This is a genomic window from Achromobacter sp. UBA2119, from assembly GCF_002331005.1.
Taxonomy (GTDB): Bacteria; Pseudomonadota; Gammaproteobacteria; order Burkholderiales; family Burkholderiaceae_B; genus Achromobacter; species Achromobacter animicus.
Genome location: NZ_DCYD01000012.1, coordinates 130,592 through 155,430, shown reverse-complemented (window position 1 = coordinate 155,430; position 24,839 = coordinate 130,592). Strand labels below are relative to the sequence as shown.

General features: G+C 65.6%; 23 protein-coding genes and 1 other annotated feature (1 of these 24 cut by a window edge). Of the genes, 8 read left to right on the top strand and 15 right to left on the bottom strand.

The features are described from left to right. Positions 1–9: a sequence feature (sul1 is cis-regulatory element that is thought to sense ions involved in sulfur or methionine metabolism; They are found in Alphaproteobacteria), on the bottom strand (it extends 44 nt beyond the left edge of the window). Positions 10–106: 97 nt separating this feature from the next. Genes B3098_RS11940 through B3098_RS11930 form a run of 3 tightly spaced genes read right to left on the bottom strand, consistent with a single transcriptional unit; the run spans position 107 to position 3,556 of the window. Further along, on the bottom strand, positions 107–1,036 hold the full coding sequence (locus tag B3098_RS11940; RefSeq protein ID WP_286896350.1) for a c-type cytochrome: 930 nt from the start codon (positions 1,034–1,036) through the stop codon (positions 107–109). Further along, positions 1,033–2,805, bottom strand: a complete 1,773-nt coding sequence (locus B3098_RS11935; RefSeq protein WP_286896347.1) for a GMC family oxidoreductase — start codon at positions 2,803–2,805, stop codon at positions 1,033–1,035. The genes B3098_RS11940 and B3098_RS11935 overlap by 4 nt, the downstream gene beginning before the upstream one ends. Then, positions 2,798–3,556 (bottom strand): gluconate 2-dehydrogenase subunit 3 family protein, encoded by a 759-nt coding sequence (locus tag B3098_RS11930; protein ID WP_286896346.1) that lies wholly within the window; start codon positions 3,554–3,556, stop codon positions 2,798–2,800. Before B3098_RS11930 ends, B3098_RS11935 begins: the two co-directional genes overlap by 8 nt. A 113-nt stretch (positions 3,557–3,669) precedes the next feature. On the opposite strand from B3098_RS11930, the gene B3098_RS11925 reads away from it, so the two are divergent. Both B3098_RS11925 and B3098_RS11920 read left to right on the top strand, forming a co-directional pair. Next, complete coding sequence (locus B3098_RS11925; protein WP_286896344.1) at positions 3,670–4,077, top strand: hypothetical protein; 408 nt, start codon at positions 3,670–3,672, stop codon at positions 4,075–4,077. A gap of 395 nt (positions 4,078–4,472) precedes the next feature. Next, entirely contained in the window at positions 4,473–6,050 is a 1,578-nt protein-coding gene (locus B3098_RS11920; RefSeq protein ID WP_286896342.1) for a TerC family protein, read from the top strand. Positions 6,051–6,075: 25 nt separating this feature from the next. Here the strand turns inward: B3098_RS11920 and B3098_RS11915 are convergent, their stop codons facing one another. The 3 genes from B3098_RS11915 to B3098_RS11905 all read right to left on the bottom strand — a co-directional run bounded on the left by B3098_RS11915 (position 6,076) and on the right by B3098_RS11905 (position 8,011). Next, on the bottom strand, positions 6,076–6,627 hold the full coding sequence (locus B3098_RS11915) for a hypothetical protein (protein ID WP_286896340.1): 552 nt from the start codon (positions 6,625–6,627) through the stop codon (positions 6,076–6,078). A gap of 290 nt (positions 6,628–6,917) precedes the next feature. Continuing rightward, positions 6,918–7,556 carry an FMN-dependent NADH-azoreductase gene (locus tag B3098_RS11910; protein WP_286896337.1) on the bottom strand — a complete coding sequence of 213 codons (639 nt, stop codon included), beginning with the start codon at positions 7,554–7,556 and terminating at the stop codon, positions 6,918–6,920. Continuing rightward, on the bottom strand, positions 7,553–8,011 hold the full coding sequence (locus B3098_RS11905; protein WP_175121554.1) for a GNAT family N-acetyltransferase: 459 nt from the start codon (positions 8,009–8,011) through the stop codon (positions 7,553–7,555). The genes B3098_RS11910 and B3098_RS11905 overlap by 4 nt, the downstream gene beginning before the upstream one ends. Positions 8,012–8,122: 111 nt before the next feature. Here B3098_RS11905 and B3098_RS11900 point away from each other — a divergent pair, with 111 nt between their 5' ends. Next, positions 8,123–9,565 carry a PLP-dependent aminotransferase family protein gene (locus B3098_RS11900; protein ID WP_286896334.1) on the top strand — a complete coding sequence of 481 codons (1,443 nt, stop codon included), beginning with the start codon at positions 8,123–8,125 and terminating at the stop codon, positions 9,563–9,565. A 21-nt stretch (positions 9,566–9,586) separates the two neighbouring features. Here B3098_RS11900 and B3098_RS11895 read toward each other — a convergent pair whose 3' ends face one another. After that, complete coding sequence (locus B3098_RS11895; RefSeq protein WP_191577135.1) at positions 9,587–10,066, bottom strand: carboxymuconolactone decarboxylase family protein; 480 nt, start codon at positions 10,064–10,066, stop codon at positions 9,587–9,589. 241 nt (positions 10,067–10,307) lie between these two features. Here B3098_RS11895 and chrA point away from each other — a divergent pair, with 241 nt between their 5' ends. Further along, positions 10,308–11,564: a chromate efflux transporter gene (chrA, locus tag B3098_RS11890; RefSeq protein WP_286896331.1), complete on the top strand. Its 1,257-nt coding sequence runs from the start codon at positions 10,308–10,310 to the stop codon at positions 11,562–11,564. Here the strand turns inward: chrA and B3098_RS11885 are convergent. Then, positions 11,561–12,766: a multidrug effflux MFS transporter gene (locus B3098_RS11885; protein ID WP_286896328.1), complete on the bottom strand. Its 1,206-nt coding sequence runs from the start codon at positions 12,764–12,766 to the stop codon at positions 11,561–11,563. The genes chrA and B3098_RS11885 overlap by 4 nt on opposite strands. Before the next feature lie 87 nt (positions 12,767–12,853). Here B3098_RS11885 and B3098_RS11880 point away from each other — a divergent pair, with 87 nt between their 5' ends. Continuing rightward, positions 12,854–13,174, top strand: coding sequence for a SelT/SelW/SelH family protein (locus B3098_RS11880; protein WP_279974083.1), 321 nt, complete (start codon positions 12,854–12,856; stop codon positions 13,172–13,174). Positions 13,175–13,324: 150 nt separating this feature from the next. Further along, entirely contained in the window at positions 13,325–13,771 is a 447-nt protein-coding gene (locus B3098_RS11875) for a carboxymuconolactone decarboxylase family protein (RefSeq protein ID WP_175121548.1), read from the top strand. Positions 13,772–13,890: 119 nt separating this feature from the next. Here the strand turns inward: B3098_RS11875 and B3098_RS11870 are convergent, their stop codons facing one another. The 4 genes from B3098_RS11870 to B3098_RS11855 all read right to left on the bottom strand — a co-directional run bounded on the left by B3098_RS11870 (position 13,891) and on the right by B3098_RS11855 (position 17,238). Further along, positions 13,891–15,417 (bottom strand): tripartite tricarboxylate transporter permease, encoded by a 1,527-nt coding sequence (locus tag B3098_RS11870; RefSeq protein WP_175121547.1) that lies wholly within the window; start codon positions 15,415–15,417, stop codon positions 13,891–13,893. Between the two features lie 3 nt (positions 15,418–15,420). After that, the gene (locus B3098_RS11865; protein ID WP_175121546.1) at positions 15,421–15,891 is read right to left on the bottom strand and encodes a tripartite tricarboxylate transporter TctB family protein; all 471 of its coding nucleotides are present in this window, start codon (positions 15,889–15,891) and stop codon (positions 15,421–15,423) included. Positions 15,892–16,127: 236 nt separating this feature from the next. Next, positions 16,128–16,607, bottom strand: coding sequence for a DUF1348 family protein (locus tag B3098_RS11860; RefSeq protein WP_286896321.1), 480 nt, complete (start codon positions 16,605–16,607; stop codon positions 16,128–16,130). Positions 16,608–16,659: 52 nt separating this feature from the next. Next, a complete protein-coding gene (locus B3098_RS11855) occupies positions 16,660–17,238 on the bottom strand; it encodes a TetR/AcrR family transcriptional regulator (protein WP_286896319.1) in 579 nt (192 codons plus the stop codon). A gap of 331 nt (positions 17,239–17,569) precedes the next feature. Here B3098_RS11855 and B3098_RS11850 point away from each other — a divergent pair, with 331 nt between their 5' ends. Beyond that, positions 17,570–17,725 carry a hypothetical protein gene (locus B3098_RS11850; RefSeq protein WP_175121543.1) on the top strand — a complete coding sequence of 52 codons (156 nt, stop codon included), beginning with the start codon at positions 17,570–17,572 and terminating at the stop codon, positions 17,723–17,725. Between the two features lie 141 nt (positions 17,726–17,866). Here B3098_RS11850 and B3098_RS11845 read toward each other — a convergent pair whose 3' ends face one another. The 3 genes from B3098_RS11845 to B3098_RS11835 form a co-directional block, all read right to left on the bottom strand. Beyond that, the gene (locus B3098_RS11845; protein WP_286896316.1) at positions 17,867–19,621 is read right to left on the bottom strand and encodes a GGDEF domain-containing protein; all 1,755 of its coding nucleotides are present in this window, start codon (positions 19,619–19,621) and stop codon (positions 17,867–17,869) included. Positions 19,622–19,892: 271 nt separating this feature from the next. Then, entirely contained in the window at positions 19,893–21,443 is a 1,551-nt protein-coding gene (locus B3098_RS11840) for a sensor domain-containing diguanylate cyclase (protein ID WP_286896314.1), read from the bottom strand. A gap of 112 nt (positions 21,444–21,555) precedes the next feature. Continuing rightward, complete coding sequence (locus tag B3098_RS11835) at positions 21,556–22,674, bottom strand: site-specific integrase (RefSeq protein ID WP_414631272.1); 1,119 nt, start codon at positions 22,672–22,674, stop codon at positions 21,556–21,558. Between the two features lie 219 nt (positions 22,675–22,893). Between B3098_RS11835 and poxB the strand changes: the two genes are divergently transcribed. Further along, positions 22,894–24,621, top strand: coding sequence for a ubiquinone-dependent pyruvate dehydrogenase (gene poxB / locus B3098_RS11830; protein ID WP_286896312.1), 1,728 nt, complete (start codon positions 22,894–22,896; stop codon positions 24,619–24,621). Positions 24,622–24,839 lie beyond the last annotated feature (218 nt).

Here is a 24,839-nt window from a genome sequence, read left to right as displayed (position 1 = left end):
GGGTCCATCTGGGATCGCGACAGCGTCGCGGCCGCGCACCCATTGCGGGTGCGGCGGACGCGATTGTACTCCCTTGGAGCGTTATGCCGTCATGACGCCATCGACACTAGCGCGGCGCAGGCGCAGGCCCCGCATAGTACGCCGCCAGCGCCTGGATCTCGGCGTCGGTCAGGCGTTGCGAAAATGCCCGCATTACGCCCACGTCGTCGTTCTGGCGCGAGCCATTGCGAAACGCGTTCATCTGGTCGGTGAAATACTCGCGCGATTGACCGGCCAGACGCGGCAGCAGCGGTCCTTCGCCCATGCCGCGCAGTCCGTGGCAGTTGGCGCAGGCGGGCAGCGCGCGAGCGCCGTCGCCGTCAACGTCCAGCCGGCGGGCGGCCTCGCCGCCAAACTCGCCCACGTGTAGCGGCGGTCCGGCAAGCGTGCCGTAGTAGGCCGCCACCTGGCCGATCTCCTGTTCGGTCAACGCGCGGGCAATCGAATTCATCAGCGGCTGCACGCGCGTGCCCGAGCGGAAGTCGGCAAGCTGCTTGGCCAGGTATTCGCTGCGCAGGCCGGCCAGGTTGGGGAAGATGCCGCCGGTTGGCGTGATGCCGGCGGGGCCGTGGCAGGCCACACAGGCCTGCACCGCGGCGCCGGGTTTGCCGTTTGCGGCAAGCTGCTTGCCCGCTTCGGGATCGGCCTCGTTCAGCCATTTCTCCCAGTCGGGGCGCGACGCGGTGAAATCGGTGGCGCTGCGTCCGGGCACGGGTTTCATCGGGGCGGGAGCGGCGCCCGGAGCGGCAGGGGCGGCAGGCGTTGTGCCTGTTGCCGAAGGTGCTGCTGCCGGTGCGGCAGGCGCGGCGGCTTGGCCAGCCGCCACCTGCGGCGCCGGGCTGGCTGCCGGTGGCGGCGGCTGCGGCACGGCGGAAGCCCGGATCGCCTCGTCGCCACCGGCGCCCATCATCTGGACGCCGGTGGCGACCAGCGTGATGACCGGCACCGCGATCATCAGTCCGACGGTGAAAAAGATGCCTTTGCGATGTTCGCTCATGATGACACCAGCGGGCCCGGCGAACGCAGATAGTCCGCCTTGATTTTCTCTACGATCCAGTAGGCGGTGGCGCCCACGGTGCCGGTCGGGTTGTAGCCCGAGTTTTGCGGAAACAAAGCCGCGCCCGTGACGAACACGTTGGGCACGTCCCACGACTGTCCGTAGCGGTTGACGACGCTGGTGTTGGGATCATCGCCCATGGCCGCGCCGCCCGTCAGGTGGGTGGACTGGTAGGCCGTGGCCGAAAACGGCCGCTTGCGCGGGCCGGGCTCGGTGCGGGCGATGCCCTTCATGGCTCGTGCGATCTCATCGCCTTTCTCGGTCAGGAACGCCGACATGCGGATGTCGTTGTCGGGAAAGTCGTAGGTCACGCGCAACAGCGGCAGGCCCCAGGCGTCCTTGTACGTGGGATCCAGGCTCAGATAGCCGCCGCGCCACGGCTGCGCCGAGCCCGTGATGGTGATGTTCGCCGCATGGTTGTAGTGGCGCGCGACGGCCTTCTTCCATTCCGATCCCCACGACGGCGTGCCCTTGGGCGTCGGATGAAAGCCGATGGGCGCGCCGCTGACCACCTGGATCTGCAGATAGCCGCCGCCCACAAAGCCCACCGGCCCGTGGTCGAAGTTGTCGGCGCTGAAGTCGTCCATCGTCACCGCCACCGCGCCGGCCCCCATGAACGGGTTGATGTTGACCGACTCATCGAAAAACAGATTCACGCCCGAGGTGGTCTGGTGCGTGTAGTTGCGGCCCACGACGCCGGTGTTCGTGACCGGATCGAACGGCTTGCCGATGCCGGACAGCAGCAGCAGGCGCACATTGTTGATGCCGAATGCACAGAGGAAGACGATCTCCGCGGGCTGAAAGATTTCTTCGCCGGCCGCGTCCACGTACGTCACGCCGCGGGCGCGCTTCTTGTCCGGTGTCAGCTCCACGCGCAGCACGTGCGCGCCGGTGCGGATCTCGAAGTTCTCCATCTTCATCGCCACGGGCAGGATGCAGACCTGCGGCGAGGCCTTGGCAAAGTGCTCGCAGCCAAAGTTCGAACAGAACCCGCAGTACACGCACGCGCTCATGTGCAGGCCTTCGGAGTTCACGTACGGCCGCGTGCAGAGCGCGGACGGCTGCACGTAAGGGTGATAGCCCAGCTTGCGCGCGGCCTCGCCGAACAGCGCGGGCGCGTAGGGCACCTTCATGGGCGGGTTGGGGTAGGGGCGCGAGCGCCAAGGCTCGAACGGATTGCCGCCTTCCTGCTTTTCGCCCTTGATGTTGCCGGCCTGGCCCGACGCGCCGATCAGGTAGTCGAAGCGGTCGAAGTAGGGCTCGAGTTCGTCGTACGTCACGCCCCAGTCCTGACAGGTCAGCTCCTTGTCGAAGATGTCCTTGCCATAGCGTTCGTTGTAATGGCTGCGCATGACGAAGTCGGTCGGATCGAAGCGGTAGTAGGCGCCCGACCAGTGATTGCCCGCGCCGCCCAGATGCGTGCCGGGGTAGGCGAACTGCCAGCGCCGCATCGGCAGCGCCTTCTGGTCCGTGTTGTTGCGGAACGTGTAGGTTTCCGTCGCGGCGTCCTGGTGCAGTTCATGGCGCCGCGTGTACTTGAGTTCGTCGTGGACGTTGGGCCCCTGGAAATCGGGCGAGGGCCAGCGCGCCTCGCCCCGTTCCAGCACCACGATCCGCTGCTTGGCGGCCGCGAGTTCCTTGCCGATGATGGCGCCGGTCCACCCGCCGCCGATGATTGCCACGTCTACCGCAGGCAGCGTTTTAGCCATGCTTGCCTCCCGGCGTCATCTTGTGGCCCACGGCGTTGGCAATGGAGACCGGCTGGCCGGCCCAGATCACGCCGTGGCGTTCGATATCGTTGGAAAACGAGGCAAACGCGCCGGGAAAGCCCACGAGTTTCCAGCCCACCATGTCGGCATTGCCGCCGTACAGCGGGTCGGAAAAGAAGCCTTCGATCGTGCCTTCGAGCAGCGCTTGAAAAAACACGCCTGACGGCAACGGCGAAAAATCCGGTTTGCCTTCCTGCATGTCGCGCAGCCAGGCGTCCTGCCGCGTGGCGTCCAACTCGGCGAAAGGCTTGCCGTCCTGCTTGCGCGCGGCGGCGTCCAGCGCGGCAAGTCCGCGGCGGAACATCTCGGCCGGCGTGAACGACAGCTGGTAACCCTGTTCCGGCGTGCCTTGTTCGAACGGGCCTTGCCGGTAGAGCTGGCTGCCCGCACCCCAGGCGCCGGCCAACTGGCCGTCCAGAAAGAGCGTCACGCCGGCCTCCTTGGCGCCCGGCCCCAGGTCGTCGGCCGGAATCAGGCGCGCGGCGATGGCATCCATCGTCAAGGCTTCCTGCGCGTTGAAAAATTTGAGCGTTCGGTTGGCGGCGCCGCCCGTGGCGGCACCTTCTTGATGGGGAGTGGGGGAGGCAGGGTCCGGGGCGCTGATCGCGCGGGGCGCCCACGCTGCGCCGGGGACACCGACGGCCAGGGCTTTGAGCAGCCCCCGGCGGCCGGGTACAGGTTTATCACTCATGGTTTGCTCCATGGCGAGGCAGGCACGCGACTTGCCCCTGGATGAAAAGAGATCCCGCGTCAGCTCGTTGGCCTGGGGCTCAGTGTGTCACCGTTGTCGACGAAGGAGCAACCATGAAACAACCGATTCTGTATCTGTGCGCTACGGCGATGAGCGGCTTGCTTGCCACCAGCGTTTCCGCGCAGCGCATTGAAAAAACGCTAGTTGCCCAGGCGCAGACGACCACGCCTGACACCCGCACCGGCAGCCAGTCCCAGCCGGATCGCAAGGCGGGCACGCCGCAGACGCCGGCTCAGGAGAAGTCCATGCCGCACCAATCCAAACAAGGAGACAAGGGCGATCATGGAAAGCGCGATGCGTCGCGTGCCGGATCGAGTCCTCGGCAGGACGACGCCGGCACCGACACGCGCGGGGCGAAGGGGACGCCGGGCAGCAATACGGGGTCCACGGGACACGGCGGTATGCCGGGGTCGGGCGCGTCGTCGGGTTCTGGCGGCACGGCGGATCCGCGCGGCCAATGAAGGTGGTGACATCCCCTAGTCGCGCGGATTTCCGATTCAGGTAATATTCAGGGTCCTGTAAGAAAGAGAGCGCGGCGGATATTCCGACTTTTTGCTGCCCCGGCAGCCTGGAGCCATCCGCCATCTATGAACGAAGACCCTCCTCCTAGCAGGGCGCCGCGGATCTGCCGGCGCCCGTTATCTCCTCTCCACACTGCCGCGGCAAGGGTTGTCTCCCTGCGCGCCGCATTCCCCAGCGCCTCCGCGGCCACGCCGCGACTCGGCGGCCGCGCGCCGCCTCGCCAGGCCGTGCCCGTCGGCGCGCCTGTGCAGCCTCTGCGGCGCGCTCCTGACACTACGCCTTCCCGCCGACGCGCTTCGCTAGCGCGTCCGCTTACGTTTTCCGTGGAAACCTGATGATTTTCGACTGGATGTCCGACCCCACCGCCTGGCTTGGCCTGGCGACGCTGGTCGTGCTTGAAATTGTGCTGGGTATCGACAACCTGGTGTTCATTGCGATCCTGGCGGACAAGCTGCCGCCCGAGCAACGCAACCGCGCACGCCTGATCGGCCTGACGCTCGCGCTGGTGATGCGACTGGGCCTGCTGGCCAGTATTGCGTGGGTGGTCACGTTGACCGCGCCGTTGTTCACGGTGATGGGCGCCGAGATTTCCGGACGCGACCTGATATTGATCCTGGGCGGCCTGTTCCTGCTCTTCAAGGGGACGATGGAGCTGCACGAACGCGTCGAAGGCAGCGCCAGCCATGACCAGGCGCAGAAGCCGCAGCATGCGGTGTTCTGGCAGGTCATTTTGCAGATCGTGGTGCTGGATGCCGTGTTCTCGCTGGACTCGGTCATTACCGCCGTGGGCATGGTGCAGGACCTGAGCATCATGATGATTGCCGTGGTGGTCGCGATGGCCGTCATGATGCTGGCCAGCCGTCCGTTGATGGCCTTCGTGGGCCGCCACCCGACGGTCGTGATCCTGTGTCTGGGCCTGTTGCTGATGATCGGCTTCAGCCTGGTCGCCGAAGGCCTGGGCTTCCATGTTCCCAAGGGCTACCTGTACGCGGCCATCGGCTTCTCGATCCTGATCGAGCTGTGCAACCAGTTGGCGCGCCGCAACCGCGCGCGGGGCACGCATGCGCTGGGCCGCCGTCAACGCACGGCGCAGGCCGTGCTGCGCCTCTTGCGCGGCGGCCGTGCCGGCCAACCCGTGTCGCAAGCGGACGAAGTGGTGGCGCTGGTCGACGGCGCCGGCGACGAGCCGGCTTTTGCGCCCGAGGAAAGCTCGATGATCGAACGCGTGCTGTCCATCGGCGCGCGCGACATCCGCTCCATCATGGTCCCGCGCGGCGACATGATCTGGCTGGACGTTGCCGACACGCCGGACGTCATCGTGCGCAAGTTCGCTTCCGGCCACTCGCGCCTGCCGCTGTGCGCAGGCGACCCGGCCAACGTGCTGGGCGTGCAGCACTTCAAGGAAGTGCTGCCGCTGCTGCAGAACCCCGGCCCGATCGACCTGGTGGAACTGGCGCGCGAACCGCGCTACGTAATGGAAACCACGCCGGTGCTGAAGGTGCTGGACGAACTGCGCGCCTCGCGCGATCACATGCTGATCGTCGTGGACGAACACGGCGTGTGCGAAGGCCTGGTCACGCCGATGGACGTGCTGGAAGCGGTGGCGGGCGACATGCCGGAACACCAGGAAGACCAGCCCGAAGCCTTGCAGCTTTCCGACGGTTCGTGGTTGCTGGGCGGACGGCTGTCCGTGGACGAAGCGGCGCGCCTGCTGGAAGCGCCGGCGCTTGCCGACGATTACCCCGATGCGACGCTGGCCGGGTGCCTGCTGCGCGCGGGCGGACGGATCCCGGAAACGGGCGACACCGTGATGCTGCGCGACTGGGGCTTTGAGGTGACGCGTCGTGACGGGCTGCGCATCGACCAGGTGCATGCGCGGCCGCACCAGCCGCAGGCCAGCGCGGCCGATTGATCCAAGGGCGGGGCGGGCGACCGCCTCAGCTGCAGATGCGGCGCCACGGCGACCGGTTCACCGGGCAATAGCCCGGGCACCGCGTCGCTACCGCCAAGCCGCTGACGCACTGCTCGTTCGGCTCGGTAAAGCCGTATTCCATGCTGCCGTAGCATCCGCAAAGCTCCAGCACGGTGCCCGGCGGGTGCTTCTGCGGCTCGGTCGGCGCCTTGCCTGACGGTTTGGCGTCGCTGGCCGACGGCGCGGTGGCCGCCGTTGCCGCGGATCTCGTCGCGGCAGTTGCCGTGGATTTTGCTGCGGGTTTTTCGGCGGACTGCGCTGCAGAAGTCGCGGCGGATCCTGCCGCCGCCGCGCGCGTTTCCGCACGAGGCGTCGCGCGCGGCGCCACTGTTTCGGCGGGCGCGCGGTTGGCTTTCGCGTCGCCCGCTCCCAGCCTTTCCTTCACCGCCGCCGCGCTCATGCCACAGCGTTTGGCAATTGTGGTCACGCTGCGGCCCGCGTCGGACATCCCGCGCAAGGTCTTGTCGCTGCATGCGGCCAGCGCGCCGGCCGGCGCCAGTAAAGCCAGCATCAGCAACGCGCACGCGAATGCGCCAGGTCTGCTCAGCGTCATGACGCGCCTCCCGCACCTTGGTGCGCCAGGGCAGAACCACGCCCGGTTGGACCACGAGTGCGGGGTAGCGTAAAGCGCCTAAATCAAGGGTGTCAATGCGGCCCGATCGGATCGCCCGAAGGCATTGCGCCCTCGGCCGCCAGCGGGTCGGACAGGCGCCATCCGGATACCAGCCGGATGGCGCCGTGTGCGTCAGAAGTTCCAGCGCACGTTCAGGAAGCCCGCATCAAATAATGGAGTAAGCGTAAACAGCCTCAGATGGCCTCTTCGTCCACCGTTGCTGCATACCAGACGTCACTGACAGCGGATTCCGCACGCGCCCGGGCAACCTCCAGCCATTCCGGGCCTCGGGCCGTACCCTCGACCGCGACAAAGGTCAGCTGCGTCAATCCGATCGTCGCCAGCACGTGACGCAGGTACGGCGTCAGGAAGTCCGGCTGACGGGCCTCTTCACCGCTGAACGCGCCACCCGACGAGATCGCGACATACACCGGCCTGTCAGCGAGCAGGCCAACCTTGCCTTGGGGCGTGATGTGAAACGTGTGGCGGACCCGGACCACGTGGTCCAGCCACGCTTTCAGCGAGGAGGGCACGGTGAAGTTGTGCATCGGCGTCGCCAGCACGATGTGGCTGGCCTCGTCCAGCATCCGGATCAGATCGCCGGAAGCGAGCAGCGAGCCGTTTTCCAGTCCGTCGACTGCGGGTTCGTCTCGCGCCGCCAGCACAGCCGCGTAGTCGCCATCCGCATGGGTGAGGGTGGTGGCGTCGAACTCCACGACGTCCAGGCCGCCGGCCGGACCCGTCCGCGTCAGCCGGTCGATGATCTGCTGCGACAGGCGATAGCTTTCGGACTCGAGCCCCCGCGGGCTGCAGCGAATTCGAAGAATGCTCATTCGGAACTTCCTTTCAAGGGTTTGCTGAACCGGATGGCGCTGGTCAACAGGCCCTGCCGGAAATAGAAGCGTTGCGCCAGCGCGTTGCCCAGCCCGGTATCGAGCACAAACTTGTCGCAGTCCGCATCGCGAGCGAGTTGGTCCAGTTCGGCGATCAGCCGGGCGCCCCAGCGGCTGCCGCGCGCCGAGGGATCCACGACCAGGTCGTCCACGTACATGAAGCGCCCATAGATCAGGTTTTCCTGATAGCGGTATCCCGCCAGCGCCACCGCCTGGCCGTCACGCATGACGGCCAGCAGCCGGTAGTTCTCCTGGTGCATCCTGGCCAGGCGTTGGACGAAGTCGTCTGCCTGGGCCAGATGCGGACGCAGTTCGCGCATCAGCGGCAGGCAAGCCCGCCATTCTTCCGGCGTCTCCAGATGGCGCAGTGCCGGCTCAGTGGAGGATGTATGCATGGATCAGTCCCTCAGGGGTTGGGGCGCTGAACGTACGCCCACCGTGAGTACGAATCTTAAAAAGCGCATGCCATAATTTGAAGGGCCATAAATGCGCTTACGGACTATGCCATGATTCCTGCAACACCCGACGCTCTGCAAACCGTCGCCGGCGCCGCCGGCCTCCCGCTGTACCGGCAGGTCTACGAGCGTTTCCGTAGCGCCATCGCCGAAGGCGCCCTCAAACCAGGCGACCGCATCCCGTCGGCACGCGCGCTCGCCAAGGAAATCGGCGTGGCGCGCGGCACCATTGAAGTCGCTTACTCGCTGCTGGCGTCGGAAGGGTACATCCAGGCGCGCGGCCAGGCGGGCACCGTGGTCGCACCCAACCTGCAACCCGCCGCGCGTATAGCCTCGGTGGCCTCGGTGGCCCCGGCGGCCCGGGCCCGGCCCGCCGAGGTGGTCGAAGATCGCTGGCCGCGGCCGGCCGCGCCGCTTCCATTCCAGATGGGGCTGCCCGCGCTAGACGCCTTTCCGCGCAAGATCTGGGCGCGGCTGGGCGCGCGGCATCTGCGCAGCATGCAGCCGCCCGACCTCGGCTACCCGGATCCCGCCGGATTGCCTGGGCTGCGGACCGCCACGGCGGCTTACCTGAAGGTCGCGCGCGGCATCCAGTGCACGCCGCGCCAGGTGTTCATCACGTCGGGCTACAACAACACCATGCAGCTCATCATGCAGGCGCTCTTCAAGCCCGGCGATTCGGTCTGGGTGGAAGACCCCGGCTATCCGCCCACGCGGGTGCTGCTGGCGCAGGCCGGGATGCAGGCCGTGCCCGTGCGTGTGGACGCGGAAGGTTTGGTGGTGGAGGCGGGCATCGCGCAGGAGCCGCGGGCCCGGGCGGCCGTCGTGACGCCCGCGCATCAAAGTCCGCTGAGCCTGTCGCTGTCGCTGCCCCGGCGCCAGGCCTTGCTGGACTGGGCCGAACGCAACAGCGCGTGGATCGTGGAAGACGACTACGACGGCGAGTACCGCTACGTCGGCCGTCCGCTACCCGCGCTGAAAAGTCTGGACCGGCAGGGCCGGGTGCTGTATTCGGGCACCTTCAGCAAGGTGCTGTTCCCGGGTATGCGGCTTGCCTATCTGGTCGTGCCCGAAGAGCAGGTGCCGCGTCTCGAGCGCCTGTGCATGCTGCTGGCGGGCGGCGCGCCGGCGTTGACGCAGGCCGTGCTGACGTCATTCATCAACGAAGGCCATTTCGCGCGTCACATCCAGCGCATGCGCCGCCTGTACAGCGAACGGCGCCACGCCACGGCGGCAGCGTTGTCCGATGTGATGGGTTCCCGCTTGCGCATCGATTTGCAGCCGGGCGGCATGCACCTGGTGGCGCGCCTGGAAGGCCACCAGACCGATCGCGAGGTGGCGTCACGCATGCTGCAGCACGGCCTGTATGCGCAAGCCTTGTCGCACTGGTCGGCGGCGCCCGATGCGCGCTCGGGCTTGCTCATGAGTTTCACCAACATCGTGTCGGCCGAGCAGGCGGAGCAACTGGCCCGCCGGATCCTGCAGCTCATGTGAACCGCAGACGCAAAACGCCGTTCAGTTCAGGCCGGCCTTATCCAGGCCATAGGCCTTGTCGGCAGATCCCGGCACCGTGCGGAAGGCGACGTTAAGGCGGTTCCAGCCATTGATGCTGACCACCAGGAACGTCAGGTCCGACAGCTCGCTTTCCGAGAACTGCGCGCGCACCGACTCATAGATGTCGTCCGGCACGCCATGCGGGGGCAGGGTGGTCAGGGCCTCGGTCCATGCCAGCGCAGCGCGTTCACGCGGCGAAAAAAGCGGCGATTCGCGCCAGATGGCGACGTGGTGCAGGCGCAGTGCGCGCTCGCCCTTGATCGTGGCTTCCTTCACATGCATATCCAGGCAGAATCCGCAGCCGTTGATCTGCGAGGCGCGGATATCGACCAGGTATCCCAGCTCCTGGACGATGGCCGTCTTCTTGAGCGCCATGCTGACGTCCAGATATTTCTTGGACAGGACTTCGGACATCTGGAAGTAATTCAAACGTTGGCTCATGGACATACCTTTCTGATGCGATGGGGTTTGGGAAGTGACCTGCCAATGATGCGGCCGATTGGCCTAACGCTGAAGTGCCATGAATCCGCTTTTGGTATGGGCCATGATCCGCCGCGAGCAAGGCGCGGCAAGCGCCAATTCCTGACATTTATCCGATTGAATCCCGGCCGTGGCCCGGCTATAAGCTTGGAACTGGGGCCCGAAAGACATCGCCGCCCCGACTCCCAAGAAGCCCGAGCCGATGCCGCACCCATCCCCCCATGACGAACATGTCGACAGCAAGCCGGCCACCGGCGCACGCGCCCAGACAGGCCGCGGATCCTGCCTTGAAGTGTTTCTGGTGTTCCTGCGCCTGGGCTTGACGTCCTTTGGCGGACCGGTGGCGCACCTGGGTTATTTCCGCACTGAATTCGTCGACCGGCGACGCTGGCTCGATGACTACGCGTTTTCCGATCTGGTCGCGCTGTGCCAGTTTCTGCCAGGTCCCGCCAGCAGCCAGGTCGGCATGGCGATCGGCCTGCGCCGGGCCGGCTGGGCCGGCATGCTGGCCGCGTGGATCGCATTCACGCTGCCATCGGCGCTCGCCCTGATCGGCTTTGCCATGGGACTTGCTCACTATGGCTGGCTGTCCGAATCGGCCGCCATCCATGGCCTGAAGGTCGCGGCGGTCGCCATTGTGGCGCAGGCGGTCTGGGGCATGGGCAGATCGCTCTGTCCGGACAGGCCGCGCGCCGCGCTGGCTATCGCCGCCGCATTGCTCACTGTGGTGCTGCCCACGGCGCTGGCGCAGATCGGCGCCGTCGTGCTGGGCGCGGTGATCGGCGCGGCCTTCCTGCAATTGCCGCCCCGGCCCGTCCTGTCCAATGCATCGTCGGGCGTGCCGCGCGTGGCGGGTCTGGTGTCGCTAGGCCTGTTTGCCGCGTTGATGGCAGGGTTGCCATTGTGGGCGCTACTGTCGGACGGGGCGCTGGCCAGCCAGATCGCAGGCTTCTACCGCGCCGGCGCCCTGGTCTTCGGCGGCGGGCACGTGGTGCTGCCGCTGCTCGAAACCGCGTCCGTCTCTTCCGGGATGGTGTCCAACGCGCAATTCCTGGCCGGATACGGCGCGGCGCAGGCCATGCCCGGCCCGTTGTTCACCTTCGCGGCGTTCCTGGGCGCCATGTCGTCCGGCCCCTTGTCAGGCTGGGCGGGCGGCCTGACGCTGCTGTGCGTCATCTTCGTGCCGGGCGCCTTGCTGCTCGCCGCGGCGCTGCCATTCTGGGATACGTTGCGCCGCCGGCCCGGCGTGCGCAACATGGTGGCCGGCGTGAATGCCAGCGTCGTCGGCATCCTGCTCGGCGCGCTGTACGACCCCGTCTGGACAACCGCGATTCTCGGCAAGGCCGACTTTGGCCTGGCGTTGCTGCTGTTCGCGCTGCTGGTCTATGGCCGGTGGTCGCCGGTGTGGGTGGTGCTGCTGGCCGCCGTCAGCGGCTGGTCGCTGGGCTGGCTGGTCTAGCCATTGCGTGCATCAAGCCGCCGGCCCAGTGCCGGCGACAGCAGCAGCAACGGCGCCACAATCACCGCCCCGATCAACGCCATGGCGGCCTGCGGCGCCATCCCGCTATCGAGCAAGACGGTCGCGATTACGGCCGACCCGCTCATCTGGAACAGCCCGTAGACCGCTGCAGCGGTGCCCGCGCGGTCCGCGAACGGTTCCAGCGCCAGACTCAACCCCGATCCCAACGCCAGCGAGAACCCCACGGTCAGCACCGCCACCGGCAGCATGAAGTTCCAGGCGGAAAGCGGCGCCCACAGCCATGCCCCCAGATGCAACGCCGACGCCAGCAGCAACGCCGTCATGCCGACGCGCACCATGGTGTAGCGGCCATACCGAGCGATGAATGCAGGCGCCAGGAAGAAGGCGGCGATGTTGATGGCCGCATTGCCACCGAACCACGCCGAAAATCCCAGCTCTGAATAGCCGAGTTGCTGCACCAGCACGACCGGCGCGGCCGACACGAACACCAGGATCATGGCCATTCCCGCCATGCCGAAGCACGCGAAGTACAGGAACCTGCCGCTGGCAACGATGGGCGCATAGCGGGGCAGGCTGTACAGCGCGCCCGGGCGGTGGGCCGGCTTGGCCCGCGTCTCCTCGAAGCGCAGCGCGAGCAGCGCCGCCAACGCCAGCGCGAACACCGCCATGAACACGAACGTGCTGCGCCAGCCCGCATGGAGCGCCAGCATGCCGCCCACCATCGGCGCCAGCGCGGGCACCGTACACAGCGCACCGTTCAGATAGCTATAGACGCGCGCGCCGACGGCCGGGCTGAAGCAATCGCGGACGGCGGCAAACGCCACCAGCGACGCGGAACACGCGCCAAGTCCCTGCACAATGCGTGCGGCATAGAACACGTCGAGCGAAGTTGCCGCCGCGCCCAGCGCGGAGCCCGCCAGATACGCCAGCGCCCCGCACAGCGCCACGGGCCGCCGGCCATAGCGGTCGGCAAGCGGTCCGATCAAGACCTGACCCAGACCGACCGCAAAGATGAAAAGCGTGATGCTGGCCTGCAGCGCGCCGATGGGCTCGTCAAACGCGTGCGCCATGGCGGGCAGGGAGGGCAGGTAGATGTCGATGGCCATCGGCGTAAGCGTGACCAGTCCCATCAAAAGACCGATCAGCCAGCGCAGGCCTCGGGGCGTCAAGGCAGACTTCATTGCAGGCTCTGGGCCCATTGCAGACCCGGGAAAACCCGACATTATCCATGATCGCGCGTCGCTGGCCTGGCGTAGAATGCCTTTCCCATGAACCCGCCCGCCTTGCGCCCTCGCATCGTCATCCTCTACTGCACGCAGTGCCAGTGGCTGCTGCGCGCCGGCTGGATGGCGCAGGAACTGCTATCCACGTTTTCGACCGATCTGGGCGAAGTGGCGCTGCAGCCAGGTACAGGTGGCATCTTCCAGATCACCTACAACGGCGACCTGATCTGGGACCGCAAGCGCGACGGCGGTTTTCCCGACGCCAAGGTGCTGAAGCAGCGCGTGCGCGACCGCCTGGATCCGGGCCGCCCGCTTGGGCACATCGACGGTCATGGCGGCGGCGACGCGTCCGCACCCGAACGCTGAAAGGCCGCCTTCGGGAAAAGGTAGGCAATGCCGCCGGCCAGGAAGGGGCCCGGTCATCTTGGATCAGTCAATACGTCAATTCTTGGCCCTGTTGCACCGGCATGCGGCAGGGTAATGTTGCGGTCATCAACCACAGCAAAAGGAATTGGAATGACCCGCCTGAACTGGCAAGAAACCGCACCCGACGGCGCGAAGGCGCTCTTTGGTATCCATCACTACGTCACGCAGCGCACGGCGCTTCCCGCGGAACTCGTGCATCTCGTTTTTCTGCGCGTCTCGCAGATCAATGGCTGCGCACACTGCATCGACCTGCACACCCGTGACCTGCGCAAGACCATGTCGGTCGACAAGATCACGCTGGTGCCCGTGTGGGACGAAGTTCACCACCTGTTCTCGGACCAGGAACGCGCCGCGTTGGCGTGGGCAGAGGAAGTGACCCGCGTCAGCGAAACGCACGCCTCGGACGAAGCCTACGCTGCGGCCTCGGCCGCGTTCGCACCGAAGGACCTGGTCGACCTCACGATCGCGATTGCTGCCATGAACGCGTTCAATCGGTTGGGCGTTCCCTTCCGGGTTCCCGTCGCCGCCAAGGCATAAAAGCCCCACAACGCCAGCCAGACGTGCGCGGCGTTTGCGGTCAGCCAGCGATACGCAAAAAAAAGGCCGGTCCTTGCGAGACCGGCCAAAGCAGCACTACCCCGAAACTTGCCTTGCGGTTACGCAGCAGACTCCGCGTGCTTGAGCGCTTCGCGCGCCTTGCGTGCGCGCAGGGCCGACACCGCGAGCAACGCGATCAGTCCCACGCACGCCAGGATGAAGCCCAGGCTGATGGGCCGCGTCACGAAGATCGACAGCTCACCACGCGACAGCAGCAGGGCGCGGCGGAAGTTTTCTTCCACCATCGGCCCGAGCACAAAGCCCAGCAACAGCGGCGCCGGTTCAAACCGCAGCCGGATCAGCGCGTAACCCGCCGCGCCAAACAAGGTCACCATCCCCACGTCGAACAGGTTGTTGTTCGTGCTGTAGACCCCCACGCAGACAAAGAACAACGCGGCAGGGAACAGATAGCGGAAGGGAACGGTCAACAGGCGCACCCACATGCCGATCAGCGGCAGGTTCAAGAGCAGCAGCAGCACGTTGCCGACCCAGAAGCTGGCGATCAGCCCCCAGAACATATCGGCGTGCTCGATCATCATCTGCGGACCCGGCTGGATGCCGTGGATGATGAGCGCGCCCAGCATCAGCGCCATGACCGGGTCGCCAGGGATGCCCAGGCTCATGGTCGGGATGAAGCTGGTCTGCGTCGAGGCGCTGGTGGCCGCTTCCGGACCGGCGATGCCTTCGATGGCGCCGCGGCCGAAACGGCGCGGTTCCTTTGCAACCTTCTTTTCCGTTGCGTACGAGATGAACGACGCAATGGTCGGACCCGTGCCCGGCAGGATGCCGAACGCCGCGCCGATGGCCGTGCCGCGCACCAGCGCGCCGCGCGATTGCTTGATGTCGCCGGCTTCCGGACGCATGGACTTCAGGCTCACCTTCGCGGACGTGACCTTGCTGTCGCCGCCGATGCGATTGATGTTCTTCAGGAAGTCCGCCACGCCGAAGAGGCCCATGGCCAGCGCCACGATCTGCAGGCCATCGGACAGTTCCAGGATGCCGAAGTGAAAGCGCATCGTGCCCGTGTTGACGTCCGTGCCCACCACGCCCAGCAGCAGGCCGACCACGACCATCGCCACGCCCTTGATCGCCGATCCCTTGGCCAACGTGGCGCCAGCCAGCAGGCCCAGCATCATCATCGAGAAGTACTCGGCGGGACCGAACTTGAACGCGACGTCAACCAGCAGCGGCGAGAACAGGATCATCGCCAGGATGCCGACGGACGCGCCGCAGAACGACGAGAACATCAGCATGAAAAGCGCCGAGCCGGCCTTGCCGTTGCGCGCCAGCGGATTGCCGTCCAGACACGCCACCGCATGCGACGCGGTGCCCGGCAGGTTCAGCATGATCGACGTGATCCCGCCACCGTATTGCGAGCCGTAGTAGATGCCGGACAGCATCACCAACGCCGCGGTGGGCGTCATCGTGTAGGTCAGCGGCAGCAGGATCGAAATGGCGGCCAGCACGCCCATGCCCGGCAGCACGCCGATCAGGTTGCCCATGAACACGCCGAAGATGGCCCACATCAGGTTGTCCAGCGCGAACGCGACAGAGAACCCGTGCATCAGGTTATTGAAGATTTCCATGGATCAACCCCAGCGGAACAACGGAAACTGGAGCTGCAGGGCCCAGGAGAAAACCGCCACGCCAAGCACCGTGACACCGGCGGCAAGAATGGCTGCGCTGCGCCAGGTGTGCTGGCGATCGCCCATGGCAGAGATGAAGACCAGCACGAAGGTCGCCGGCACCAGGCCGCCGAACTTGCCGATCAGAATGAAGGACAGCAACCCGCCGATGATGCAGCCCCAGCCGCGCCACTCGGGCGGCGCCACTTCTTCGGCATCTTCCTCGGCAACCACGGGCGACGTCGCCGTCTTGGCAATGGCCAGCCCTAGAAGGACGAGCAGCACGCCCAGAATCGCGGGGAACATGCCAGGACCCATGCGATCAAGGCTTCCCAATGTGTAGGTTGACGCCTGCGCGATGGCGCCCAGGCCCAGCACGATCATCGTGCCCGCGGCCCACGCCTCGCGCCGTACGGCGCTGCTTTTTGATTGCATGGTCTTTTCCTCCCGTTGTTGTGCTTATGTCTGACTGCGGTCTGAACAAAAGCTGACACTGCAATGAATGCGGGAGTCTAAAAATCCAAACTTCCGTTCACCTTTCAAGGTTCGCGAAAGTTGCGCGCGGGTGTGCGTATCGCCACGAAACTGGGGGAAATCCCTAGGCCTTTTTCAACCGAAAAGCGGCCGTTGCGCGCATGCGGATCACATGCGCGCATGGGTGTTGATGGGTATTACAGGCCCAGTTCCGACAGCCCCGGATGATCGTCGGGACGGCGTCCCAGCGGCCAATGGAACTTGCGGTCCGCTTCCTTGATCGGCATGTCGTTGATGCACGCATAGCGGTTGAACATCAGGCCGTCTTCGTTGAACTCCCAGTTCTCGTTGCCATACGAACGGAACCAGTTGCCCGAATCGTCATGCCACTCGTAGGCATAGCGCACCGCGATGCGGTTGCCGTTGTAGGCCCACAGCTCCTTGATCAGGCGGTAGTCCAGCTCGCGCGCCCATTTGCGCGCCAGAAACGCACGCGCTTCCTCGCGGTTCGTTGCGAACTCGGCGCGGTTGCGCCAGTGCGTGTCCAGGCTGTAGGCCAGCGAAACCTTGTCGGGGTCGCGGCTGTTCCAGCCGTCTTCGGCCAGGCGCACTTTCTGGATGGCGCTTTCGTGCGTGAAGGGGGGAAGGGGCGGGCGGACTTCGGAGGGGGGCGTCATGGCAAAGGCCTCATGGACAGGGGGGTGAAAAAAGCAAGTGGAGGACGCGAACTCAGTGGTCCGCGTCTAGCAGCGCCTGCGCGGCGCGTTCGGCGCTGTCGGTGATGGACGCATCGCCCGTGACCATGGCCACGGCAATCGCGCCATCGATCAGCACGAGCAATTGCCGCGCGCGCTCATCGGCGTGCGGCAGGCCCGCGGCCTGCACCAGCGACAGCACGTGGGCAAGCAAACGTTCCTTGTGGCGCCGGGCTACCGCGCGGATCGGGCTGTCCGCGTCGCCGATTTCGCCGGCGGCATTGATGAACGCGCAGCCGCGAAAGCCGTCCGACGCAAACCATTCGCGCAGCGCATCGAAGATGGACAGAAGGCGCGCACGCGGCGAAGGCGCGCGGGTCGTGGCGTCGATGAACCACTGCATCCAACGGTCGTCGCGGGCCGTCAGTGCAGCGGCAACCAGGACTTCCTTCGTGCCGTAGTGGTTGTAGATGGTCTTGCGGGATACGCCAGAGGTCTTGACGATGAGGTCCATGCCGGTGGCATTGATGCCGCCGGCATAGATCAGATGTTCGGTGGCGCGCAGCAGCTTTTCATGCACGTCGGAAGCGGGGGTAAGGGCGGTGTCGGACATAAGGAGAATGATCGTTCTATCTGCGATGGGCAGATGGTAGAACGATCGTTCTCCGAAGTCAATCACTCGCAGTTTTGGGTCGTTGCCAGCACCGCTCGGCTTCGCATGGATGCCGCGATCAACCGGCATCTGGTACTCCTGCTTGCTATTTTTGTCAACTTTGGGCTAAAATCTTTTATCTATCGGCAAAAAAACAATAAAACTGCCGATACCTCTTCCCGGCGCCGCCTGCTTTCTGAATGCTCCCCCGCACCCGCGGCATTCATGGCCCGCCAGAATCTGTGCATGGTGCTCGGCGGGGGAAGCCATGTGCCTGTCCAGGAGCATGCTTATGACTCATCAATTGACTGCCAAGAAGGGAAGCTTCGAGATCCCCCCGCTGAATTGGAAAGCGCCCGAATCCAACAAGCAGTCCGACCGTCACGACGCGCCTTCCCGTAGCGCCGAGACCTCCAAGCAGGCCGACGTTTCACGCGTCAAGTCGTAATCCGGCAAGCGGGCAATCCGCTCTGCAGGTAGCAGTAGTCAGGTAATCCGCTGAGCGCATCGCCCATCGGCCCAGAAGTCGACCGGCCCAGCCGCCGTCAAGCTTCTGGGCCGTTTAGCTTCCGGGCCGCCAGAAACGGTGTCATCCCAGGGTGCGTTGCTGGACCTGATTGCGCCCATTCAATTTCGCCAGATACAAGAGTTCGTCAGCGGCCCGGAAAAGGCCGCTGACGGATTCCGCATGGCTCCAGGAAATGCATGCCACGCCGAAGCTGGCCGTCAGGCCAAACGTGGCGCCGCTTTCCGACGTGACGGTGCTCGCGCCGATGCTTGCACGCATCCGTTCCGCCATCTCCAGCGCCTGCTGCGCGCCGCGCGTGCGGCACAGCACGGCAAATTCCTCTCCGCCCACGCGCGCGACCACATCTGACTGACGCCAGACTGTGCGGCAAAGGTCGGCCACGGCCTTGAGCGCCAGGTCGCCGCTCGCATGGCCGTACGTGTCATTGATGGTCTTGAAGTGGTCGATATCGAACAGGATGAAGGCCAGCATCGGCTGGCTTTCATTCCAATGGGCGCACGCCGCCTCAAACCGCTTCTCGAAGGCGCGCCGGTTCAACAATCCCGTCAGGTAGTCCGTTTCGGCGGTATGCGCCAAGTCCGCAATCAGCCGGTCGCGCTCCGTCTCAAGGCGCTTGCGCGCCGCGGCGTTTTCCTTCAACACGCGCAGCGCATTAAAGACCTCCTCGACTTCGCCATGGTATTTGCCCGGTGGAATCTTGGCCGGCGTCGACCCGCTGGCGATTGATCCGATGATGCGCGTGGCCAGTGCAAAAGGCTGGATCACGCGCTTGCGGAATTGCACCAGCGCCACGGCCAGCGCCGCCACGAGCAGGGCGGTCGCCGCCAGGGTCACGGCAAGCAATCGGGCCGCTGACATGCGGTGCGCGTCGATGTGACGTTCCATCTCGTCCAGCAGCACGTCGCGGAACTCGGTGATGGCGCCCATCATCGGCACATAGGCCGCGGCCAGATCGCCAGTCGAGACAGAGGCTTCGTCCCACTGCCGCGATGCCTGCTCGCGCACATCGTCAAGGTAGGCCAGGCCTTCGCCAAAGTAGCGCGCTTCCATCCGCGCATACACCTCGCTCGCCCGCACATCCGGATGTGTCGCCATCCGAGCCCTGATCAGCGCGTGCAACTCGTCGATCCTGCCGAGCACGCGTTCGATACGGAACTGTTCCTCGTCGGTCAACTGCCGGCGCTGGCTTAAAGCGGGCGTGTAGGTGGAACCGAGCAGGCCGGCCTGTTCGCGCAGTTCGCTGGCCAGCAGTGCCAGCGTCAACAGGCTGGGCGCATTGGCTTCGCTGCGCATGACCAGCCCCGCGTTGGCGGCCAGGCTCGCCTGCCATTGCGGAATGATGCGCACCATGGCGCTGACCGCGTCCCACAGCATCTGGCCGGATCGCTGATCGCGCGGGGCGGCGATCAGTCGGTCAACGTCCTGGCGCGCTTCGGCTAGCGACAGGCGTATGCGTTGGATCTCGCCGCGCTTGGCATTGCCGTCGGCGCCGGCGTGCAGCGCCAGCAGCGCCTCGATCAAGCTGTCCGTGCGTGTCCGAGCCGCGGCCAGCGATGCCATGACCTCCGGCGGCACGGGCAGGGCAGATCCCAGCGCGGCGTTCATGGGGCCTCGTTCGGCGGAGGCTCGCTCCATGACGCGAATCGTCGCGCGCACCGTGGCAAATGCCTGCCGCGCCTGCGACGCCGCGCCGTACGACTGCCAGTTCTGGTACAGCAGGATGCCGGCAAGCACCGACACCAGCAACAGCACGCCTACAGCCAGCGCGATGAAATGACGTTCCAGGGATTTTGGCGCGACGGCGGGGCGCAACATCTCGGCGTGCAGGTCCAGGCAAAGTCGAAGCTGCGCAGAATACTGTAATTGCCCTTGCTGATATTGGGGTTTTGGCAGATTCCGCCGGATTTCAATTTATGCGGGCAAGAATATTTCGCTGGAATGCAGTTAATTGCGGTTTTCTGCGAAACCTTGCGGCGGCCGGTCTTCGTGTCATGTCTGCCCAGGCCTCTTGCTGGAACGCGCACTTGGATCCTGATTCCGAGCCGCTGCGGCTTGGCGGCGCCACGGCGAATTCACCTGCCGGGCTTCACGCCTCGTGCATGACGACGCGATTGCGCCCCTGCTGCTTGGCCACATACAACGCCGCGTCGGCCGCCCGGAACGTCTCATCCACGTCCGGCCCCGTCGACGGCCACTGGGCCACGCCCGCCGATACCGTCACGCGGTTGGCGCCGTGCAATGGCCGTTCTGCAATATGCGCCCGCAGCCGTTCGGCCACATTCACCGCCTCCCGCGCCGCCACGCCGGGCAACAGGATCAGGAACTCCTCACCGCCATTGCGGCACAGCACGTCCGACGGCCGCGAACACTCACGCATGATCTGCGCCATATCGCGAATCACCTCGTCGCCGACGTTGTGGCCGTAGGTATCGTTGATGCGCTTGAAGTGATCGATATCCAGCGCTACCACCGAAAACGGCGTGCTGCCGGCCTGCATCTGGTCCACCGCGTCCTGCGTGCCGCGTCGGTTGCGCAGCCCGGTCAGCGGGTCCGTGATGCTCGCCAGGTTCAGTTTGCCGATCTTGTCCTGCAGGCTCGCGAAGCTGGCCATCACGGCGCGCTTGAGCCGTTCGGCCTCGAAGTACCAGGCCTTCACCGACTGCACGCGCTGCATCGCCACGGATACGTCCTGATGCTCCACGTTCGTGGCCAGTTGCGACAGCGGCAGCGAAATCATGCGGGCGCACCACCAGATGGCCAGCAGGAAAGCCACCGCCAGCGGTGCGGCATAGCCCAGCAACGCCCAGATCAGGTCGTGGATCGGTTCCAGCGTGACCTGGGCGGGGCGCTGCGCCACCACGCCCCAGCCGCTGATGGGCACCGGCGCGTACCCGGCCAGCATGTCCACGCCCTTGGTATTGATGACGCGCATCGCGCCGGTATTGCCTTTGATCACCGAGGCGACCACCGGATTCGTCAGGACTATTTCGCCGACGCGCGCGGGATCGGTGTGATAGATAAGCTGTCCATCGCCATCCACCACATACAGATACGACCCGTCGTGGTAATGATGCTTGCCCAGCAGCTCGTTCAACGCGCTTTCATTACGCAGGTAGATCGTGCCCCCGACGTACCCCATGTAGACGCCGTCGTTCGAAAAGATCGGGTGCGTGACGTTGATCAGCAGATTGCCCGCGATGGACACGTACGGCTTGCTGATCATGGGCTGGCGTTTGCTCAAGGCGGCGCGGCTGCCGGGGCTGTCGACCTGCACGCCCAGAAAGTTGCGGAAAGACGCCGTGGTGGCCAGGATGGTGCCGTCCGCGCCCACCACGCCCACCGAGTTGAAGCTGTCCGTCTGTTGCTGCACGCGCATCACTTCGGCAGCCAGGCGATCCGGGGACGCCATCAGATCGGGCATGTGCCGGGCGCTGTATCCCAACTGCTGCTGCGCCGATCGCAGAAAACTGGCCGCGCCTTCGGCCAGCTTCGTCGCATAGACGCGGTTCGATTCGAGCGTGTTCTCGATCAATTGCTCCCGTTGCACGCGATAGCTTGCATACAGGGCATTGGCCGTGGCGGCGATGGCGCTGAAGACGGTAAGCGCAAGCACAAGCCCGCGGAGATTGATTTGCATGGGATCGGAACGGGCAGGGGACGAGCCAGGCGTCCGGGCGCTTACCGTTGATTCGAAGGATATCGGTCGGGACGAGGGCCGGAGCGCAAGGATTGTAAAGTCACCGCCTCCATTACGGCAGGTTGCGCGGATCCTGTAGGTCTGGGGGAGGCGGGTCGTCCAGCAGGCGCGCCGCGGGCGATTGCGCCGCCGCCCCGGCCCGGAAGTACCCCATCACCGTCGCCACGCTGGCGTGGCCGGTCATCGCCATGGTGTCGCCCAGCGGCACGTTGCGCCGGCCGGCTTCCGTCACAAAGCCCGAGCGCAGGCTGTGCGCCGAATACGCGCCGTCCAGCCCCGCCAGCCGGCTGCGTTCCAGGACGATGTCGCGCACGGCCGCGGCCGCCAGCGGCTCGCCCACGACATCGCCACGCCGGACCCGCCTGAAGATCGGCCCTTGCTGAACGCCGCTGGCTGCCAGCCAGTCGGCCAGCGCTTCAGCAGCCTTGCCCAGGATCGGCTTCTGGTCCTGCGCCCGGACGGCGCCCGTCTGGTTTGTTTTGGAATGCGCCATCGTAAAAAGATAGCCATCGCCCGTGCGGCGGGTGTTTTCCATCGTGGCGCGCACCACCTCCGAGCGGCGGCGGCCGCCGCTGGCCCAAGCGAACAGCAGCAGCGCGCGGTCCCGCTTGCCGCGCAACGAGTCGTCGCAGGTGTCCAGCAAGGCTTCAAGCGGTTCGCGCGTCAGCGCCTCTTTGCGGGCGGGCGCCACGCCGCGGCGGGCATAGGCCCGGCGGGTCTTGGACACCAGCTCTCGCACAGCAGCGCCGCGACAGGGGTTCGGGTGCCCCAGCAACTCATGCGCCTTGGACAGCACGGACAAGCGCTGCAGCAGCGTGTTCAGGCTCGGCGCGCCAAGCTTGCCTTTCGCCTTCAGCCGCACCAGTTCCCGGTCCAGAGCCAGCGGCAGCTCCCACTCCAGGCCGGTATCGGAAGACCGTTGCGCGTGGTCCACCACGAATTGAATGACCGCGGCCTCGGACACGGGCAAGGCGAAGGCCTTGCCATACCGCAACCCGAACCACGCGGACCAGTATCGGATCGCCGCGCGGTAGCTTGATGCCGTGTTGGCCGAACTGCCTTCGCGCAGCAGGTCGCGCACGGCGGCGTCGGCGTGGCTGTCGAGCGTGTCCGGATCCAGCGGCGCCAAGGCGGCTGTCAGCGCCGGGGCCATGCCAGGCAAATCATTCATGTTTCCGCGCCCACGGCAGTTGGCCGTCCCTTTGGTTTTGGTAATAAAACAGTCGAATAATCCCGTCATGTTAGCCGGTGAGCGTGGCGCTACCGGCGTCCGGCCGTTGCGCATGGCGCCGGGCGCGGTGCTACGATTTCCCGCACGCAAGTCAACTTCCGACGCTAGGGCAAACCGTAGCGGTAAGTGTCCCGGCGGCGTTCCCTCAAGGAGCAATCCATGGCCGCAACCGTCGCAGACTATCTTGTCAAAGTGCTTGCTGAAGTTGGCGTCCCCCGCATCTGGGGCGTGACAGGCGACAGTCTCAATGGACTGAACGACAGCCTTCGCAGGATGGGCCGGATCGAGTGGATGCACACCCGCCACGAAGAGACCGCGGCTTTCGCCGCCGGCGCAGAAGCTGCCATCACCGGCACGCTGGCGGTATGCGCCGGCAGTTGCGGACCCGGCAATCTGCACCTGATCAATGGCCTGTTCGACTGCCAGCGCAGCCGCGTCCCCGTGCTGGCCATCGCCGCCCACATTCCGTCGTCCGAGATCGGGTTGGGATATTTCCAGGAAACCCATCCCCAGGACCTGTTCAAGGAATGCTCCGACTTCGTCGAGCTTGTCTCCAACCCGGCGCAACTTCCGGGAATACTGGCCCGCGCCATCAATACGGCGGTCGGCAGGCAAGGCGTGTCCGTCCTGGTGATACCTGGCGACGTGGCGCTCGCTGCAGCGCCTTCGGACGTGCCGGACTCGTGGCCGCAGCCTCCGGCGCCTCCTCACATCCGCCCGGACGCGACAGCGGTGAAGGAGCTGGCCCAGCTGCTGAACGGGGCAGGGAAGGTGTCGATCCTGGCCGGTAGCGGCTGCGCCGGCAGCCACGATGCGGTGGTCGCGCTGGCCCAGCGGCTCAAGGCTCCTGTCATCCATGCGTTGCGCGGCAAAGAGCACGTCGAATGGGACAACCCTTGCGACGTCGGCATGACCGGCTTCATCGGCTTTTCTTCCGGCTATCACGCAATGGAGAACGCCGACCTGTTGCTGATGCTGGGCACGGATTTTCCGTACCGCCCGTTCTATCCCAAACACGCAAAGATCGTGCAGGTCGATCGGGATCCCAGCGCCCTGGGCCGGCGCGCGCCGCTGACGATGGGTATTGCTGGCGACGTGGGCGAGACCATCGCCGCGCTGCTCGAGCAACTGGAGGACCGCCAGGACAGCGCCTTCCTTGACGCCGCGCTTCGGCATTACCGGGATTCCCGCAAAGAGCTCGACAACCTGGCCGCTCCCGCGCCCGCCGGCCGGCCGCTGCATCCCCAGTATCTGGCCCGGCGCATCAACGAATTGGCCGATGACGACGCCATCTTCGCGGCGGAAGTCGGTTCGCCCACCGTATGGGCGGCAAGATATCTCACCATGAACGGCAAGCGCCGCTTGCTGGGTTCCTTCAACCACGGCTCCATGGCCAACGCGATGCTCCAGGCGATCGGTGCGCAGGCAGCGGCGCCGGGTCGGCAGGTGATTTCCATGTCCGGCGATGGTGGGTTCACGATGATGATGGGAGACTTTCTGTCGCTGTCGCAGTTGCAGCTTCCCGTGAAGATCGTCGTCTTCAACAACGGCTCGCTCGGCTTCGTCTCCATGGAAATGAAAGCGGCCGGGTTCCTGGATACCGGCACCGACCTGCAAAACCCCAATTTCGCCGCCATGGCCGAGGCCGTCGGCGTACGCGGCATCCGGGTTGAATCGTCCGAATTCCTGGATGCCGCGCTGCAGGAAGCGCTTGCCCATCCCGGCCCGGTGCTGGTCGATGTGTTGACCTCGTCGCAAGAGTTGATCGTTCCGCCCAAGATAAAGCTCGAACAGGCCAAGGGATTTGGGCTGTACATGCTGAAGGCAATCATGAATGGCAGGGGCGACGAGGTGATCGAATTGGCGAGGACAAATCTGGGGCGGTGAGGTGACCGGGCGGGCGGCATCCTGATGACGGGCGCATCATGCCGGCCGTCTGGGCTTTTTGCAAAGTCGTGAGGGAAGGGTGAGGCAGCCTCCTGCCCGCGCCTGTCTTGTGATTTGCTCAGCGATTAACCGAATTCCACCGAATATTTGCGGCGCGATCGTCTCGAAGTGCACGGACGGCCTGCTGACTTGCGCGCTAGCGGCATGCGCGCATATCT

Coding starts and splice junctions, on each gene's coding strand:
- B3098_RS11895 (WP_191577135.1), bottom strand. CDS start 10,066: ATGAGCCAACGTTTGAATTACTTCCAGATGTCCGAAGTCCTGTCCAAG.
- chrA (WP_286896331.1), top strand. CDS start 10,308: ATGCCGCACCCATCCCCCCATGACGAACATGTCGACAGCAAGCCGGCC.
- poxB (WP_286896312.1), top strand. CDS start 22,894: ATGGCCGCAACCGTCGCAGACTATCTTGTCAAAGTGCTTGCTGAAGTT.
- B3098_RS11925 (WP_286896344.1), top strand. CDS start 3,670: ATGAAACAACCGATTCTGTATCTGTGCGCTACGGCGATGAGCGGCTTG.
- B3098_RS11845 (WP_286896316.1), bottom strand. CDS start 19,621: ATGTTGCGCCCCGCCGTCGCGCCAAAATCCCTGGAACGTCATTTCATC.
- B3098_RS11850 (WP_175121543.1), top strand. CDS start 17,570: ATGACTCATCAATTGACTGCCAAGAAGGGAAGCTTCGAGATCCCCCCG.
- B3098_RS11835 (WP_414631272.1), bottom strand. CDS start 22,674: ATGAATGATTTGCCTGGCATGGCCCCGGCGCTGACAGCCGCCTTGGCG.
- B3098_RS11875 (WP_175121548.1), top strand. CDS start 13,325: ATGACCCGCCTGAACTGGCAAGAAACCGCACCCGACGGCGCGAAGGCG.
- B3098_RS11905 (WP_175121554.1), bottom strand. CDS start 8,011: ATGCATACATCCTCCACTGAGCCGGCACTGCGCCATCTGGAGACGCCG.
- B3098_RS11910 (WP_286896337.1), bottom strand. CDS start 7,556: ATGAGCATTCTTCGAATTCGCTGCAGCCCGCGGGGGCTCGAGTCCGAA.
- B3098_RS11900 (WP_286896334.1), top strand. CDS start 8,123: ATGATTCCTGCAACACCCGACGCTCTGCAAACCGTCGCCGGCGCCGCC.
- B3098_RS11865 (WP_175121546.1), bottom strand. CDS start 15,891: ATGCAATCAAAAAGCAGCGCCGTACGGCGCGAGGCGTGGGCCGCGGGC.
- B3098_RS11935 (WP_286896347.1), bottom strand. CDS start 2,805: ATGGCTAAAACGCTGCCTGCGGTAGACGTGGCAATCATCGGCGGCGGG.
- B3098_RS11920 (WP_286896342.1), top strand. CDS start 4,473: ATGATTTTCGACTGGATGTCCGACCCCACCGCCTGGCTTGGCCTGGCG.
- B3098_RS11870 (WP_175121547.1), bottom strand. CDS start 15,417: ATGGAAATCTTCAATAACCTGATGCACGGGTTCTCTGTCGCGTTCGCG.
- B3098_RS11860 (WP_286896321.1), bottom strand. CDS start 16,607: ATGACGCCCCCCTCCGAAGTCCGCCCGCCCCTTCCCCCCTTCACGCAC.
- B3098_RS11855 (WP_286896319.1), bottom strand. CDS start 17,238: ATGTCCGACACCGCCCTTACCCCCGCTTCCGACGTGCATGAAAAGCTG.
- B3098_RS11930 (WP_286896346.1), bottom strand. CDS start 3,556: ATGAGTGATAAACCTGTACCCGGCCGCCGGGGGCTGCTCAAAGCCCTG.
- B3098_RS11840 (WP_286896314.1), bottom strand. CDS start 21,443: ATGCAAATCAATCTCCGCGGGCTTGTGCTTGCGCTTACCGTCTTCAGC.
- B3098_RS11885 (WP_286896328.1), bottom strand. CDS start 12,766: ATGAAGTCTGCCTTGACGCCCCGAGGCCTGCGCTGGCTGATCGGTCTT.
- B3098_RS11940 (WP_286896350.1), bottom strand. CDS start 1,036: ATGAGCGAACATCGCAAAGGCATCTTTTTCACCGTCGGACTGATGATC.
- B3098_RS11880 (WP_279974083.1), top strand. CDS start 12,854: ATGAACCCGCCCGCCTTGCGCCCTCGCATCGTCATCCTCTACTGCACG.